This is a genomic window from Kitasatospora cheerisanensis KCTC 2395, assembly GCF_000696185.1.
Taxonomy (GTDB): Bacteria; Actinomycetota; Actinomycetes; order Streptomycetales; family Streptomycetaceae; genus Kitasatospora; species Kitasatospora cheerisanensis.
In genome coordinates this window covers 7,439,287-7,453,571 of record NZ_KK853997.1, presented here as the reverse complement: position 1 = coordinate 7,453,571, position 14,285 = coordinate 7,439,287, and the positions used below count along the sequence as shown (strand labels likewise).

Genomic DNA, 14,285 nt, shown 5'->3' with positions numbered 1-14,285 from the left:
GGACACTTCTCAGTGAGGAACCTCCGTGTCGAACACCCCCCGCCACAGGGGGCGCAGCGCCATGCTGTCCGCCGCCTGCGTGTCCGTTGCCGCCGTGCTGGCGCTCAGCTCGTGCGCGAAGCCCGCGGACGATCCGCGCACCGCAGCAGCCGGCGAGGCGGCCGGAACGGTGCCCGGGGCTTCGCCGTCGGCGAGTGACGGCCCCTCGGCATCGCCGTCGGCTTCGGGGTCCGCGTCGGCTTCGGCCTCGGCCTCGGCCTCCCGTTCTGCTCCGCCGTCCGGCTCCGCGTCCGCCGCGGCCTCGGCGTCGGCCGCCGCCAAGCCCTCCGCGGCGGCGGGCGGCGTGCCGGCGGGGGCCTCCAGCGGGAGCGTGTTCACGGGTCTGGCGTTCGACACCTGCACGGCGCCGCCGCTGGCCACCATGAACGCCTGGCGCGGCACCTCCCCGTACGGGGCGATCGCGGTCTACGTCGGCGGCAAGAACCGCGGCTGCGCGCAGCCCCAGCTCACCGCGTCCTGGGTGGGCGCGGTCGCCGGCTCGGGCTGGAAGCTGGTGCCGCTGTACGTGGGCGCGCAGCCGCCGTGCCAGACCGGCGCCAGCCCCGAGAAGATCACCGCCGACACCGCCGTCTCGCTGGGGGCCGCGGACGGCGCGGACGCAGTGGCCAAGGCGTCCGCGCTGGGCATGCGTTCCGGCAGCATGCTGTACCTCGACATGGAGGCCTACAACGCCGCCGACACCGCCTGCGCGGACGCGGTTCTCGCCTACACCCAGTCCTTCAACCGCGCCGTCAAGGCCCGCTCGTACCGGCCCGGCTTCTACGGCTTCGCCTCCTCCAGCGCCGCCGGCATCGCCAAGGCCGCCGAAGCAGGCGCCGCCGACCTGCCCGAGGCCCTCTGGTACGCCAAGTACGACGGCACCGCCGACACCACCGGCAGCTTCCCGTACAGCAGCACCCTCTTCGGCGGCCACCGCCGCGCCCACCAGTACCAGGTCAACCAGCGCGAGACCTACGGCGGCGTCACCCTGACCGTCGACCGCAACGCCTGGGACGCCCCCGTCGCCGTCACCGGCTGACCCGCTCCCCCGCCGTTCCGCCGGCGGGGGACGGCCCGAAGCCGGGTGGCCGCGGGGCGGTCAGTGATCAGCCGCTCCGCCGCGGACGACGCAGGAGGCGCTGTTCTCCCAGCCCCAGCCGTCCCCGTCCGGGTCCGAGGACGCCGAGGCGCAGTACGGGTACCCGTTCGGAGCCTTGGTCGGCAGGGGTGACGGCGACGCGGTGGCACCGGTGTCGGCCTTGCCGCCGCGGACGACGCAGGAGGCGCTGTTCTCCCAGCCCCAGCCGTCCCCGTCCGGATCCGACGAGGCCGAGGCGCAGTACGGGTACCCGTTCGGAGCCTTGCTCGGCGGCGGGTCGACGACGGGCGACTGCGTGGAGCGCTCGTAGACGGTGGCGCGCTTGGCGGTGGCGGCGATGCCGTTGGCACCGTTGAAGAAGCGATTGCCCCAGGCGGTCAGCGAGTTCTTGTCGAAGTTGTTGACCAGGTCGAGGTATTCGACGCCGCCGCCGTTGCCGCTCCAGGACCAGCCGAGGTAGCCGATGCCCTGGGACTGGGCGGTGGCCATGATGGCGTCCTCGTCCGGGTCGCCGTCGCTGTGCTGGGAGCCGAACTCGCCGACCACGATCGGCAGCCCCGCGGAGGTGTAGGCGTTCAGGTAGGACTGCACCTTGGCGGCGGTGTTGTAGACGCCGTACATGTGGATCGAGAAGACGGTGTTGCGGTCGGGGTCGGACTGGAAGACCGAGGCGGCGTTGTCGCGCATGGTGTTCGACCAGTCCTGGCCCCAGTTCGGACCGTCGACCATCAGCGCGTGGTGGAGGCCTGCGGCGCGGATCTTGGCGATCGCGCTCTTGGTGGCGGCGGTCCACCCGGTGTAACCGCTGTTGCCCCAGGGCTCGTTGGCGATGTTGACGACGACGTACGCTTCCTGGCCGGCGAGGGCGCTCTTGTTGTCGATCCAGTACTGCGCGGCCCGGTCGAGGGTGGTGGCGGCGCCGTCCTCGCCGTAGCCGGTGGTGTCGTGGACCTCCAGCACGCAGATGACCTTGGCGGCCTTGCACTGGTCGATCAGGGTGGTGATCTGCGCGGAGCCGGTCCGGGTCCATCGGTCGCCGTTGCTGAGCACGACCCGGACGGTGTTGGCTCCCCTGGCCGCGATGTCGGCGATCGCGGTGGCCTGGGAGGGGTACCAGGCGTAGGCGTGGTTGACCCCGCGCATCACGAACTGATTCCCGTTGGCCTCGTAGATGCGGCCGTTGCCGACGTGGATGCCTGTGCCGGCGGCCTGGGCGCCGCCCGGCGCGAAGCCGAACACCGCGACCAGCAGCCCGAAGACGGCTGCAATCGCTGCTCCGAGCGTCGTGAGCGCTCTGCGGCTCTGCGGCTCTTTCATGGCTCTCCTCGAATCGTGGGGGTGGGGGTACGGCCGGCGCCGCTCGGCGCCGTGTCGGCCGGAGCGCCCTGCTGGGGCTCGGACAGGCGGAGGGACCACGGGCGGGTCGGTCGTCAACGTCGTACCGGTCGACCCGCCAGGGGCGGGGACTTCGGCCATCGTTGTCAGCGGGATCCTGGCACACCGTCAGGGGGCGGTCAACGACTCTGACTTAACCGATTAATGGCGCACCCGAGAGCCGCAGGTGAGGCCAATCAACGCCATTGCGGTGCGAGGATCTCTGGGCTGCCGACGGCATACCGATCCGCTTCGACGGGGACGGGCTAAACCAGTTAGGCACCGGCCGGCCCGGGGCGCGGAGGCGACGCTCGCTCGCCGCCCACACCTCGGCAGCCTGGCCGGCGGCCGGCGGACCGCGGCCCTCGGCCCTCGGTCAGGAGAGGTGATCCACTGTCAGGTCGGCGCCGGCCGCCCCGGACTGTTTCGGAGCAGTGCCGGTTCTCGCGGACAGGCCGGGCGGTCGGCGCCCCGGGGCCGGGGTTCTCGCGACCTGCCCGGGGGCGGGCAGCAGGTCGGCCATCTTCACTCCCGAGGGCGTCATCCGACGGGCCGTCAGACAATTTCCACGGCAGGTGGCCTGACCGGACCTCAGCCGGCTATCTCGCCCAGCAGGGCGAGCCAGGCGTCGGCCAGCAGGCGGTGGCCGAGCGGCGTGGGGTGGACGCCGTCCGCCGCTATCAGGGCCGGGTCACCCATCGCGCGGGCCGCCTGGTTCAGCAGGCCGTCGGCGGCCAGGAGTTGGGCGTCGGTGGGCCGCGGCGAGACGGCGAACGGCCTGGATGCGGGGGTCGAGGTCGTCGCGCCAGTTCCACTGGGCGGCGGTGACGGGCACCAGGAACGGCTCGATCAGCACCAGGCGGGGCCCGCAGTGCGCGTGCAGCCGGGTGAGCAGCAGGTGGTACTCGTGCTCCCAGGTGTCGACCGGGCTGTGCTGATCGCTGTCGTAGCGACGCCAGGTGTCGTTGACGCCGATCAGCAGGGAGACCAAGCGTGGGCCGGTGGGCGAGGGTGTCGGCGTCCCACCGCTCGCGCAGGTCGGCGAGGCGGTCGCCGGACACGCCGCGGTTGAGGACGGTGGGGCTGCCGGGCAGCCGGGCTGCGGCCAGGGCGGCGTAGCCGTGGCCGAGGTCGCCGGGTCGGGTGCGGTCGCGGCCGGCGTCGGTGATGCTGTCGCCTTGGAACAGGACCGTGGGGTGGGCGGTTGCATGCGGGAACTCCTCGCACGGGGCCCGCCGCCCGGGGTGACGGTCACCGGGCAGCGGGCAGCAGGTGGGTCAGCTCGCTGCGGCCATGGCCTTGGCGTGGGCCGCGAAGAGTTGCGCGGCGGTGCGGGTGGGGTTGGCCGGGTCGCTGTTCCAGATGACGCGGTGGCCGTCGTAGTCGGGGTAGAAGGAGCCGTCGTCGATGCGGGAGGTGAGCAGCCAGAACTGGTCGCCGGCCGCTCCCGAGGCGAGTGCGGCGTCGGTCCAGGCCCGGTAGGCGGCGTCGCGGGCGGCGGCGTCGGCGATGTCCCGGCCCGGGTCGATCTGCAGGCCAAACTCCTCGATGACGACCGGCTTGCGGAGCGTGCGGCCGTCGGCCAGGTGGTCGGTGATCCACCGGGTGCCCCAGTCGGTGGCGTTGGCGCCGGGCTTGCTGCCGCTGGTCTCGCCCCAGTTCTGGGGGTAGACGTGGACGGTGCCGTAGTCGACGGCGGGCAGGGCGGTGAGCTTGAGCCAGTCGGCGCCCTCGTAGTTCGAGTAGGGGTAGTCGGCGTCGCCGGCCCGGCCGTAGAAGCCTTCGTCGCCGACGGCGAGGAGCTGCCGGGGGGCGAGGGCCTTGACGTAGCTGCTCATCTCGCGGGCCCAGCCGAGCAGGGTGGCGCCGGATTTGTCGCTGCGGCAGCGGGGCTTCGTTGGCGAGTTCCCAGGCCATGACGGTCGGGTCGGCGTCGTAGCGCAGGCCGGTGTAGCGGTTGCGGCGTCCGATGACGTGCTTGGCCCAGGCCCGGTAGGCCTTCTTGCAGCTGGCGTCGGTGTAGAAGCGGTCGTGATTGGTGCCCTCGCCGTAGGAGTCGTCGGGCAGGCCGAGGAACCAGGAGACGTACTGGCGCATGCCGCCGTAGTCGGGCCAGTTGTTGACCAGGGGGAGAACCAGGCGCAGGCCGAGCAGTCGGGCCTTGTGGACCGCGTAGTCGAGACTGTCGAAGGCCGCTTCGTCGTACTGGAACGGCCGGGGCTGCAGGGCGTGGTGGGAGTGGCCGTCGCCGTCGGCGAAGGCCCAGGCGCGGATCACGGTCAGGCCCATCGCGGCGGCGTCGTCGAGCACCGCGTCGATCATGTAGTGGGACTGCTGGTGGAGGTAGTAGCAGTTGGTGCCGCCGAAGCGGAACTTCGCTCCCGTCCAGGCGCAGTTCGCCGTCTCCGGCGGTGACGAACGAGCGTCGTCCGCCTGTCCGGGCGACCGCCGGTCCGCCCTGCTGCTCGGGGCCTTCGCCGCCGCCGGTGGCGGCGAGGGCGGTGCGGCCGAGCAGCGGAGTGGCGGCGAGGCCGAGAGCCGCGGCTCCGAGCAGGGTGCGGCGGCCGGTGGTGCGGGGCTGGTCGTTCACGGGTCTCCTCCGGACGAGCGGTGGGCGGGGTGCTGGCTGGGTGCGTGAGTGGGGGCTTCGATCAGCTGGGCCGCGGGACCTTCGCGCGGAACAGCGTGGCCTCGCCGGCCAGCCGGACGGGGCCGCCGCTGGCGGGCAGGTAAGCGGACCGGCCGGGGGTGAGGGTGGGGCCGCCCTCGATCCGGGCGCTGCCGCGAACGCAGACCAGGATCTGCGGGCCGTCGTCGGCGATCCGCCAGGGGCGCGCCGAGCTCGATCCGGGAAGAGCCTGAACTCCTGCGTCGGGGTGAGGAATTCGAGCTCTCCCGGACTGACGGGGACGGCGGGGACGTGCTGCGGGGCCGGTGGGGACGGAAGTCGACCACGGCGGCGAGCGCTGTGGTGTCGACGTGTTTGGGGGTCAGGCCGCAGCGCAGCACGTTGTCGGAGTTGGCCATGATCTCGACGCCGAGGCCGCGCAGGTAGGCGTGCGGGACTCCGGCGTCGAGGTAGAGGGCCTGGCCGGGGCTCAGCCCGGACGTGGTTGAGGAGCATCGCGGCGAGGATGCCGGGGTCGCCGGGGTGGTCGAGCGCGGCATCGCGGTAGGCGGCCCAGGTGGCCGTGTCCGGATCGTCCGCCGGCGGCCAGGACGTCCAGGGCGGAGGGCAGTTCGGCGGCGACCCGCTCGCCCCTGTCCCGGTCCGAGGCGAGGGCGGCCGTCAGCACGGTGCGCAGCGCCCGCTCGGCCGGGGACGTGCGCAGCTCCCGGATCCAGGGGTCCAGCAGCGGCAGGGCCAGCCGCTGCCAGAGCTCGGCGGTGGCGCGCGGGTCGCGGAATCCGCACAGGGCGTCGAAGTCGCCGAGTGCGCAGATCAGTTCGGGTTTGTGGCTGCGGTCCCGGTAGATCCGGTGGGGAGCGTCCAGCGGGATGGCGGCCTCGTTCTCGGCCGCGTATCCGGCCCTCGCCTGTTCGGCCGTGGGGTGCACCTGGACGGACAGGGTGTGCTCGGCGGCCAGCAGTTTCAGCAGGAACGGCAGGCGGGGCCCGAAGGCTGCGGCCACCCGGTCTCCGAGCTCGGCCTGCGGGTCGCGGGTGATGACGGCGTCGAGCGCTTCGCTGCCCCGGCCGCGGTCGATCCGGGCGGGCGCGCCGGGGTGGGCGCCCATCCAGAGTTCGGCCTCGGGGTCCCCGGTGGGCCGACGGCCTGTCAGTTCGGCCAGGGCGGTGGTGGAGCCCCACGGGTAGGGGCGGATGGCGGTGGTGAGCAGGTCGGCGGTCATGTCGGTGCTCCGGGGCGGTGGACCCGGCCCGGCCCCCGGCTTCCTCACCCTCAGGAGGAGTCGGGGACGGGCCGGGAGTCGGTGGGGATGGAGTCGGGTGGCCGGCGGGCCGCTGCTGCCGCGCGGCACCAGCACGGGCGTGGCCGCCGCACTGCCGGGCGGCCGCCGGTGCTCGATGACGTCGAACAGGGTGCGGGCGACCTGGGCGCCGTAGCCGTGGACGTCGTGGCTCATCGCGGAGAGCGGGGGGTGGGTGAGCCGGCAGAGCTGGGAGTCGTCCCAGGCGATCAGGGAGAGGTCGGCGGGGACCCGGAACCCCAGTTCGGCGGCGACCGCGAGGCCGGCCACGGCCATGATGTCGTTGTCGTAGAGGATCGCGGTGGGCCGCTCGGCGGAGGCCAGCAGCATCCGGGTGGCGCGGGCGCCCGCCCGGCCCGAGAAGTCGGTGGGCAGGCTACGGGGCGGTTCGAGGCCGAGCTGCTCCGTGACGGCGTGGAGTGTCCTGGTGCGGATGGCAGTGTGCCCCAGGGCCGGGTCCCCGCCGACGCGGGCGATGCGGCGGTGGCCCAGCATCGCCAGGTAGCGGACGGCGTCCTCGACCGCGGCGGAGTCGTCGGTCCACACGGCGGCCAGCCTCTCCCCGGCCAGCGCCGGGTGCCCGGCCGCGACGGCGGGCATGCCGAGCGCGGCGGCGGCCGGGATCCGCGGGTCGGCCTCGGTGAGGTCGACCAGGACGGCGCCGCTGACCCGGCGGGCACGCCACCAGGTGCGGTGGACGGCGATCTCCTGCTCGCGGTCGCGCACCAGGCGCAGCAGCAGCGTCGCGGAGCGCCCCTCCAGGACGCTCTCGATCCCGGAGATGAACCCCGTGTAGAAGGGTTCCAGGCCGAGCTGCTGGGCCGGTCGGGCGATGACCAGTCCGATGGTCTCGCTGCCGGGGGCGAGCCGGGCGAGGCTGCGGGCGGCCCGGTTTGGGCGCCCACCCGAGCTCTTCGGCGGCGGCCCGGATGCGCTGCCGGGTGGGCCCGGAGACGCCGGGCCGGTCGTTCAGGGCGAGGGAGACGGCGCCGGCGGAGACGCCGGCGCGGGCGGCGACGTCGCGGATGGTGACGCGTGCGCTCATCGCCCCGCCGCCCGTGCGGCGCTCCGCGGCGTGCTGCGACCCGGCGGCGTCGCGGCGCAGGTGCGGTGCCGCCGGGCCGGCTCCCCCGGAGCGCCGCCGCTCACTTGCTGGAGCCGGCGGCGAACCCGGCGTAGATCAGGCGCTGAAGGGCGAGGAAGACCACCAGGGTCGGCAGGATGACCAGGATGGTGCCGGCCGAGATGATCTCCCAGTTGACGCCGAACGGGCCCTGGAAGCGGAACAGCGAGGTGGAGATGGTGCCCAGGTCGCCGGAGGGCATGTAGAGGAAGGGGATGAAGAAGTCGTTGTAGACGGTGACGCCCTTGACGATGACCACGGTGGCGATGGCCGGCTTGAGCATCGGCAGGATGATCCGCCGGTAGATGGTGAAGCTGTTGGCGCCGTCGAGGCGGGCGGCCTCGTCGAGTGAGACCGGGATGGAGCGAATGAACTGCAGGAAGACGTAGATCGAGATGATGTCGGTGCCGAGGTAGAGCAGGATCGGCGCCCAGCGGGTGTTGAACGCGCCCAGGTCGTCGACGATCTGGAAGGTGGCGACCTGGGTGGTGACGCTGGGCACCAGGCTGGCCAGCAGGAACAGCGCCATCACGAGCTTCTTGAGCCGGAACTCGAACCGGTCGATGGCGTAGGCGGTCATCGAGCCGATGACGACCGTGCCGGTCACCGATATCAGCAGGATGAAGGCGGTGTTGAGGAAGGCGGGCAGCATCTTGCCCTGGGTGAAGGCGATGCGGAAGTTCTCGAGGTTGAACCAGTCGCCCGGCAGGTCCAGCGGGCCGGTGCCGAGGGCTTCCTGACGGGTCTTCAGCGCCGTGAGGAGGATCACCAGCAGCGGGACGAGGACGACGCCGCTGGCCAGGACCAGCGAGAGGTACTTGGCACCGCCGGCGACGGCGCTCCGGGCGTGGATCTTGCGCGCGGCGCGGGGGCGCCGGGCGGGGGTGACGGGGTCGGCGGTCACGAGAGTTCCACCCTCTCCTCCGGCACCAGGCGGCGCTGGATCCAGGTGACGAACAGGATCAGGATGATCAGGACGACGGCGCTGGCCGAGGCGAGGCCGAACTTGTCGAACTTGAAGGCCATGTTGATGCTCTGGATGACGAAGGTCTGGGAGCCGTTGGCGCCGCCGGTCATGATGTAGGGGATCTCGAAGACGGCCAGTGAGCCGGAGACGGCGAGGATCGCGCTGAGGCTGATGACGGGCTTGATGCTGGGCGCGATGATGTGGCGGAACTGCTGCCAGCGGTTGGCGCCGTCCAGGGCCGCGGCCTCGTAGAGGTGCGGCGGGATCGACTGGATGGCGCCGAGGAAGAGCACCAGGTTCAGACCGGTGTAGCGCCACACCGAGACGCCCGCCAGCGACTTGTTGACCAGGTCCGGGTCGCCCATCCAGAGGTGGTCGCCGTGGATGCCCACCAGTGCGAGCAGGGAGTCCAGGGTCCCGTGGGGTCGGAAGAAGTAGAGGAAGACGAAGCCGATCGCGACGCCGTTGATCAGGTACGGGAAGAAGAGGATGCCCTTGAAGAGGTTCCGGCACTTCGTGTTGAAGCTGAGGACGGTGGCGAAGTACAGCGCCAGGCAGATCTGCACCGCGGCGGCGATCAGGTAGACGCCGCTGACCAGGAAGACCTTGAACAGCTCGGGGCGGGTGAACAGGTCGGTGTAGTTCTTCAGTCCGACGTTGTTCTTCTCCGGACTGATTCCGTCCCAGTCGGTGAAGCTGTAGCCGATCATGTCGGCGATCGGCAGGTAGGTGAAGGTCACCAGCAGTCCGAGCGGTACCAGCAGGTAGAGCCACGGGGTGAACCACCGGTGCCTGCGGACACCCTGGTGCCGGGAGCCGCGGCCGGCCCGTGCCGCGTCGGCGGCCGGCCCGGGCCGCGCGGGGGCTTCGCGGTGCCCCGGTCCCTCTGCAGTGCAGTCATCTTCGTTCCTTCGTAGGTCCTGGCGTCCGGTGAGCGGCGCGGCCCGGCCCGATGTCAGGGCGGGTGGGCGCGGGCCGGGCCGCTCGGTCTCCGGTGGGTCAGCCGACCGTCTTCTGCGACTCGGACCACTTCTTGTTGAGCTCGGCGAAGTAGGACTTCTGGTCGCCGGGAGCGGCGCCGCGGGCGATGTCGACGAGCTTCTGCCGGTAGTCCGGGGCGTCCAGGTTGATCTCCGCCCCCTTGTCGATCTTCTTGACCGTCGCCAGCTTCTCCTGGTTCTGGCCGATCATCTGCACGCCCTTCTCGGCGAACGGCTTGAGCGCGCTGGGCAGTTCGGTTCCCTTGACCGAGGAGATGCCCTGCTCGGCCTGGGCCGCGCCGGACTTGTTGATGAACCAGTCGATCCAGGCGCGGGCCGCCTCCTGGTTCTTGGAGTGCTTGTTGATCGCGTACTTGTAGTCCGGCTGCAGGACGGTGCAGAACTTGCCGCTGGTGGACGGGAACGGCATGTAGCCGATGTCGTCCGGGTTCGCGCCGGCCTTGGTGGCGGCGTCGCGCACCTGTGAGACGGACCAGGAGCCGAGGTACATCGAGCCGATCTTGCCGGTGGCCAGCAGGACCTTCGAGTTGTCCCAGTTGGTGGTGGTCGGGTCGGCCTCGGAGAGCTTCTCGTTGACCACCGAGTACAGCAGGCTGTCGATGGTGAAGATGTCGTTGCCGCTGGTCCACGGCAGCGGGGTGCCGGCCATCGCGTCCTTGGCCCTGGGGTCGCAGCTCGGGGAGCTGATGGCGTCGGTCCACTGCCGCAGCGGCCAGCCGTCGTGGTAGTTGGTGTAGTACGGAGTCGCGGCGCCCTTCGCCTTGATGGCCTTCAGCGCGGTGAGGAACTCCTCGGGGGTCTTGGGCCACTCGGCGACCCCGGCCTCCGCCCAGACCTTCTTGTTGTAGACGAAGCCGGTCACGGTGCCGTAGTTGGCGATGCCGTAGACCTTGTTGCCGACCGTCGAGTAGTCGGTCCACTGGTACTGCTTGGAGAGCTCGGCGGCATCGCCCAGCGACGAGAAGAAGTTCGGGAACTGGGCGATCGACAGATCCGAGGGGATCGGCAGCACGTCACCGTAGTTCTCGGTGTTCATGCGGATCTTGACTTCGCCCTCGTAGTCCTTCATCCCCTCGAACTTCACCTTGACGTTCGGGTAGACCTTCTTGAACTCGGCGGCGTACTTGTCCAAGGTGCCGTCGCCCAGCTGGTCCGTGCGGTTCGTCAGGACCGTGATGGAGCCGGACACCTTGGTCGGGTCCGCGTTGACTGTCGGGGCCGAGGTAGCGCCGCCGCCGTTGCTGCTACACGCCGTGAGCACCACCAGGGTCGCGGCCGCGACGGCCACCCATCCTCTTCGCATTTCGCTCATCCTTCGCGCTGATCGTCTACGGACACGGGGGAAGCGACACCCAGCGGACCTGGCCGGCCCCCCTGGCTGCTGGACGCTTAACGTAGACGTCACTTTGCCGCCATGTCCATAGAGCGGTCAACATTGATATCCACGAGATTTGTTACACAACAAGGTCCGTTTTACTAAACGTTTGCCTAACTTATCGCCTCGCTCGGCCCGTTATCCGACTGCGATCGGCGGGCGCTGGACAACGTTGTCAGAGCGGGTCAGAATCGCCGGGAACCCCCGGCGGCGCCCCGTCCAGCACTGCGGCGCTCCCCAGTCACACGCCCGGAGACGTCACAATGAGTTACGACATGGCCGGTACTGCCCTCGCAGCCGGACCCGCTGGGTCAGCACCGAGCGGCCCACCCGCAGGACCGCTGATCGCGGCCCTCGACATCGGCGGGACCAAGATCGCGGGCGGCCTGGTCGACGCCGACGGCACCCTGCTGCACCGGCTCCAGGTCCTCACTCCCGCCGACGGCGACCGGCACGCGCTGATGGCCGCCGTCGACCACGTCCTCGACAACCTGGCCCGCCTGCCCGCCTGGCAGCACGTACGGGCCCTCGGCATCGGAAGCGCGGGCCCCGTCGACATCGCCGCCGGCACCGTCAGCCCCGTCAACCTCCCCGGCTGGCGCGGCTTCCCGCTGCGCTCCGAAGCCGCCGAGCACCCCGCCGTCCGCGACCTGCCCGTCGTCCTCGGCGGGGACGCCGTCGCGATGACCGCCGCCGAGCACTGGCGCGGCGCCGCCCGCCCCTACCGCAACGCCCTGTGCCTGGTGGTCTCCACCGGCGTCGGCGCCGGCCTCGTCCTCGACGGCCGCCTGCACAGCGGCCCGACCGGAAACGCCGGACACCTCGGCCACATCTCCGTCGACCTCGATGGCCGCCCCTGCCCCTGCGGCTCCCGCGGCTGCCTGGAAGGACTCGCCTCCGGCACCGCCATCGCCCGCACCGCCGCCGAACTGGGCTGGCGGCCCGGCCCGGACGGCGACGCCACCGCCGGTGCGGTCGCCACCGCCGCCGGAGCCGGCGACCCGCTCGCCCTGGCCGCCTACGACCTCGCCGCCCGGGCCCTCGCCACCGGGATCGCCGCCACCGCCGCCCTCGTCGAACTGGAGGCCGCAGTGATCGGCGGCGGCGTCGCCAAGGCCGGCCCGGTCCTCTTCGAACCCCTCGGCCGCCACCTCGCCTCGTACGCCACCCTCTCCTTCACCCGCGGCCTGAGCGTGGTGCCCGCACGGCTCGGCACGGACGCGGGCCTGGTCGGCGCCGCCGCCCTCGCCCGCCCCGCACTGCCCGCCCACCGCTGACTGGGGCTCCACCGGACGGTCCTGCCGCCGCCGGCCCCGGAAGAGCCCGCACCGTTTCGAGAGGGGACGGGGAACCGGGCCCGAACGGCACCCCGCGCCTCCTACCGCCGATGACCACCAGCAGACCCGGCCCCAGCCCCGGCCCCGCCAAGAACGACGTCGCTGCCCGGGCCAGTGTCGGCCTCAAGACCGTCTCCGGGGTCGTCAACGGCGAGAGCGGCCTCAGCCCTGGCCGGACAGGACCGGGCCGTCATCGCCGAGTTGGATTCCGCCGCACGACAGGGCCTGCCTGCTGCGCACCGGCCGGACCGCGAGCATCGCCCTGCCCCTGGCGAACATCGGCGACCCCAGCCGGCCCGCGCCGTCGCGGACGTGGCCGAGCCGGGCTGCCTGCTCGTCACCGGATCCTGCGCGGAGAGCGGCGAGCGGAAGCGCGAGCCGGCGACGGCCTTCTGCCCCCGCCGGGTCGACGGCCTGGTGATCGTCCCCTCCGGTGGGATCCGTCGGTGGCCCGCCGGACCTCCACACCTGCGCCGAGCGCCTGCACGGTCACCGGGAGGCGACGGCCCTGGCGCACCTGCCGGTGACCGCGCGACGGATCGGCCCCGGCCCACCCGCCGTCCCGGGTCGGGCGAGCCGTCGCCCGCCTGCTGGAGGGGCCCGAACCCGTCCCGGCCCTGCTCGCCTCCGACAACCGGCTCACCGCTGAGGCCTGGTCACACTCGCGGCCCCGGACCTGCGGCCGGCCCTGCTGGGGTTCGACGACCTCGAACCCGTCGGGCTCCGTGCACCCGGCCCGACCGTCCTCCCCCGGGACCTCGCGCTCCTCGCCCGCACCGCCGCCGGGGTGGTGTCCGGCCGTCTGCACGGCGGCGCCGGCTCGGCCCGCGCGTCGAGCTCCCCACCCGCCTGACCGCCGGGATGCGCGGAGCAGGACCCGCCGCCCGCGGGTGACCCGAAAGCGGTCGGCGGGTTCGGCAGCGGCCCGACCTGACAGGATGACCCCCGAGAGCGTGACGCGTGTCGCGGGCCGATCAGCCGTCGGAGGGGAACAGCATGCAGCACCGGGTGACGATCCGAGACGTCGCCGCGCGCGCCGGGGTCTCCGCCGGTGCCGTCTCGCTCGCCCTCAACAACCGGCCCGGCGTCTCGCAGGAGACCCGCCGTCGCATCACGGAGGCCGCCCGCGAGCTCGGCTGGTCCCCCAACCTCGCCGCCCGTTCGCTGGCCCGCGGACCCCAGGTGCACACCATCGGCATGGCGATCAGCCGCGAAGCCGTGGACGAAGGCCTCGACGCGCTCCACATGGCCCTCATCGGCGGCATCGAGCACGTCCTCTCGGAGCAGTCCTGCTCCCTGCTGCTGCACCTCACCACCAGCCGGGAGATGGAGGTCGCCCTCTTCAAGAAGTGGTGGCAGTCCGGCCAGGTCAACGGCGCGGTGCTGACCGGGGTGACGGCGGACGACCCCCGGATCGAGCCGACCCACCGGCTGGGCATGCCGGTGGTCGCCGTCACCCACCCCGACCTCAGCGGTCCCTTCCCGGCGGTCTGGAACGACGAGGCGGCGGCGATCACGGAGGCGGTGCGCTACCTCGCCGTCCTCGGGCACCGGAGGATCGCCCACGTCGCGGGCCCGGCCAGGCTGGGCAGCGCCCTGGTCCGCTCGCGGGCGTTCGAGGCGGTGGCCGCCGAGCTGTCCCTCGACGGCCACCGCAACCTGCCCACCGACCTGTCGGCCCATCAGGGCGCCCGGGCCACCCGGGAGTTGCTCGGCGCCGCGGACCGGCCCACCGCGATCGTCTACGACAACGACCTCATGGCCGTGGCCGGCCTGGCCGCCGCCCAGGAGACGGGGCTCCGGGTCCCCGAGGACCTGTCGATCGTCGCCTGCGACGATTCGGACCTGTGTCAGATCACCCGGCCCGGCCTGTCGGCCCTCAGCCACGACCCGTTCGCGTTCGGCTCCGAGGTCGCGCGGTGCCTGCTCGAACTGCTGGCCACCGGACGGGCCGAGTCCCGGGTCTCCGGTACCCCCGTCCTGGTCCCGCGCGGCACCACCGGGCCGCCGCGCCGGCCCTGAGCCCCGCCCGCTCCGGGGG

11 protein-coding genes and 3 pseudogenes are annotated in these 14,285 nt (G+C 72.4%); 3 read left to right on the top strand and 11 right to left on the bottom strand.

Translation table 11 applies throughout. The features are described from left to right. Positions 1 to 9: 9 nt before the first annotated feature. Positions 10 to 378, bottom strand: a complete 369-nt coding sequence (locus KCH_RS41935) for a hypothetical protein (protein ID WP_051653730.1) — start codon at positions 376 to 378, stop codon at positions 10 to 12. On the opposite strand from KCH_RS41935, the gene KCH_RS41930 reads away from it, so the two are divergent. Beyond that, a complete protein-coding gene (locus KCH_RS41930; protein ID WP_425268859.1) occupies positions 371 to 1,078 on the top strand; it encodes a glycoside hydrolase domain-containing protein in 708 nt (235 codons plus the stop codon). The two genes, KCH_RS41935 and KCH_RS41930, sit on opposite strands and share 8 nt — an antisense overlap. 60 nt (positions 1,079 to 1,138) lie before the next feature. Here the strand turns inward: KCH_RS41930 and KCH_RS33515 are convergent, their stop codons facing one another. The 10 genes and pseudogenes from KCH_RS33515 to KCH_RS33480 form a co-directional block, all read right to left on the bottom strand. After that, positions 1,139 to 2,455: a cellulase family glycosylhydrolase gene (locus KCH_RS33515; protein WP_035869484.1), complete on the bottom strand. Its 1,317-nt coding sequence runs from the start codon at positions 2,453 to 2,455 to the stop codon at positions 1,139 to 1,141. A gap of 748 nt (positions 2,456 to 3,203) precedes the next feature. Then, on the bottom strand, positions 3,204 to 3,503 hold the full coding sequence (locus tag KCH_RS46860) for an SGNH/GDSL hydrolase family protein (protein ID WP_341865449.1): 300 nt from the start codon (positions 3,501 to 3,503) through the stop codon (positions 3,204 to 3,206). A gap of 61 nt (positions 3,504 to 3,564) precedes the next feature. Continuing rightward, a pseudogene (locus KCH_RS47700) lies at positions 3,565 to 3,681 on the bottom strand (GDSL family lipase); the annotation flags it as partial. A gap of 108 nt (positions 3,682 to 3,789) precedes the next feature. Beyond that, positions 3,790 to 4,350 (bottom strand): glycoside hydrolase 5 family protein, encoded by a 561-nt coding sequence (locus KCH_RS38215; protein WP_051653729.1) that lies wholly within the window; start codon positions 4,348 to 4,350, stop codon positions 3,790 to 3,792. Positions 4,351 to 4,468: 118 nt separating this feature from the next. Then, positions 4,469 to 4,801: pseudogene (locus KCH_RS47695) on the bottom strand (hypothetical protein); the annotation flags it as partial. A gap of 809 nt (positions 4,802 to 5,610) precedes the next feature. Further along, positions 5,611 to 6,363, bottom strand: a complete 753-nt coding sequence (gene manA, locus KCH_RS46855) for a mannose-6-phosphate isomerase, class I (protein ID WP_341865495.1) — start codon at positions 6,361 to 6,363, stop codon at positions 5,611 to 5,613. Between the two features lie 102 nt (positions 6,364 to 6,465). After that, positions 6,466 to 7,486 (bottom strand): annotated as a pseudogene (locus tag KCH_RS40450) (LacI family DNA-binding transcriptional regulator); the annotation flags it as partial. Between the two features lie 100 nt (positions 7,487 to 7,586). Further along, positions 7,587 to 8,468 (bottom strand): carbohydrate ABC transporter permease, encoded by an 882-nt coding sequence (locus KCH_RS33490; RefSeq protein WP_035869479.1) that lies wholly within the window; start codon positions 8,466 to 8,468, stop codon positions 7,587 to 7,589. Then, a complete protein-coding gene (locus KCH_RS33485) occupies positions 8,465 to 9,490 on the bottom strand; it encodes a carbohydrate ABC transporter permease (RefSeq protein ID WP_425268924.1) in 1,026 nt (341 codons plus the stop codon). The genes KCH_RS33490 and KCH_RS33485 overlap by 4 nt, the downstream gene beginning before the upstream one ends. 40 nt (positions 9,491 to 9,530) lie before the next feature. Then, positions 9,531 to 10,835 carry an ABC transporter substrate-binding protein gene (locus tag KCH_RS33480; protein WP_035869473.1) on the bottom strand — a complete coding sequence of 435 codons (1,305 nt, stop codon included), beginning with the start codon at positions 10,833 to 10,835 and terminating at the stop codon, positions 9,531 to 9,533. Between the two features lie 347 nt (positions 10,836 to 11,182). Between KCH_RS33480 and KCH_RS33475 the strand changes: the two genes are divergently transcribed. Both KCH_RS33475 and KCH_RS33465 read left to right on the top strand, forming a co-directional pair. Beyond that, positions 11,183 to 12,184, top strand: coding sequence for an ROK family protein (locus KCH_RS33475; RefSeq protein ID WP_084224305.1), 1,002 nt, complete (start codon positions 11,183 to 11,185; stop codon positions 12,182 to 12,184). 1,056 nt (positions 12,185 to 13,240) lie between these two features. After that, positions 13,241 to 14,266 carry a LacI family DNA-binding transcriptional regulator gene (locus tag KCH_RS33465; protein ID WP_035869467.1) on the top strand — a complete coding sequence of 342 codons (1,026 nt, stop codon included), beginning with the start codon at positions 13,241 to 13,243 and terminating at the stop codon, positions 14,264 to 14,266. Positions 14,267 to 14,285: the final 19 nt, after the last annotated feature.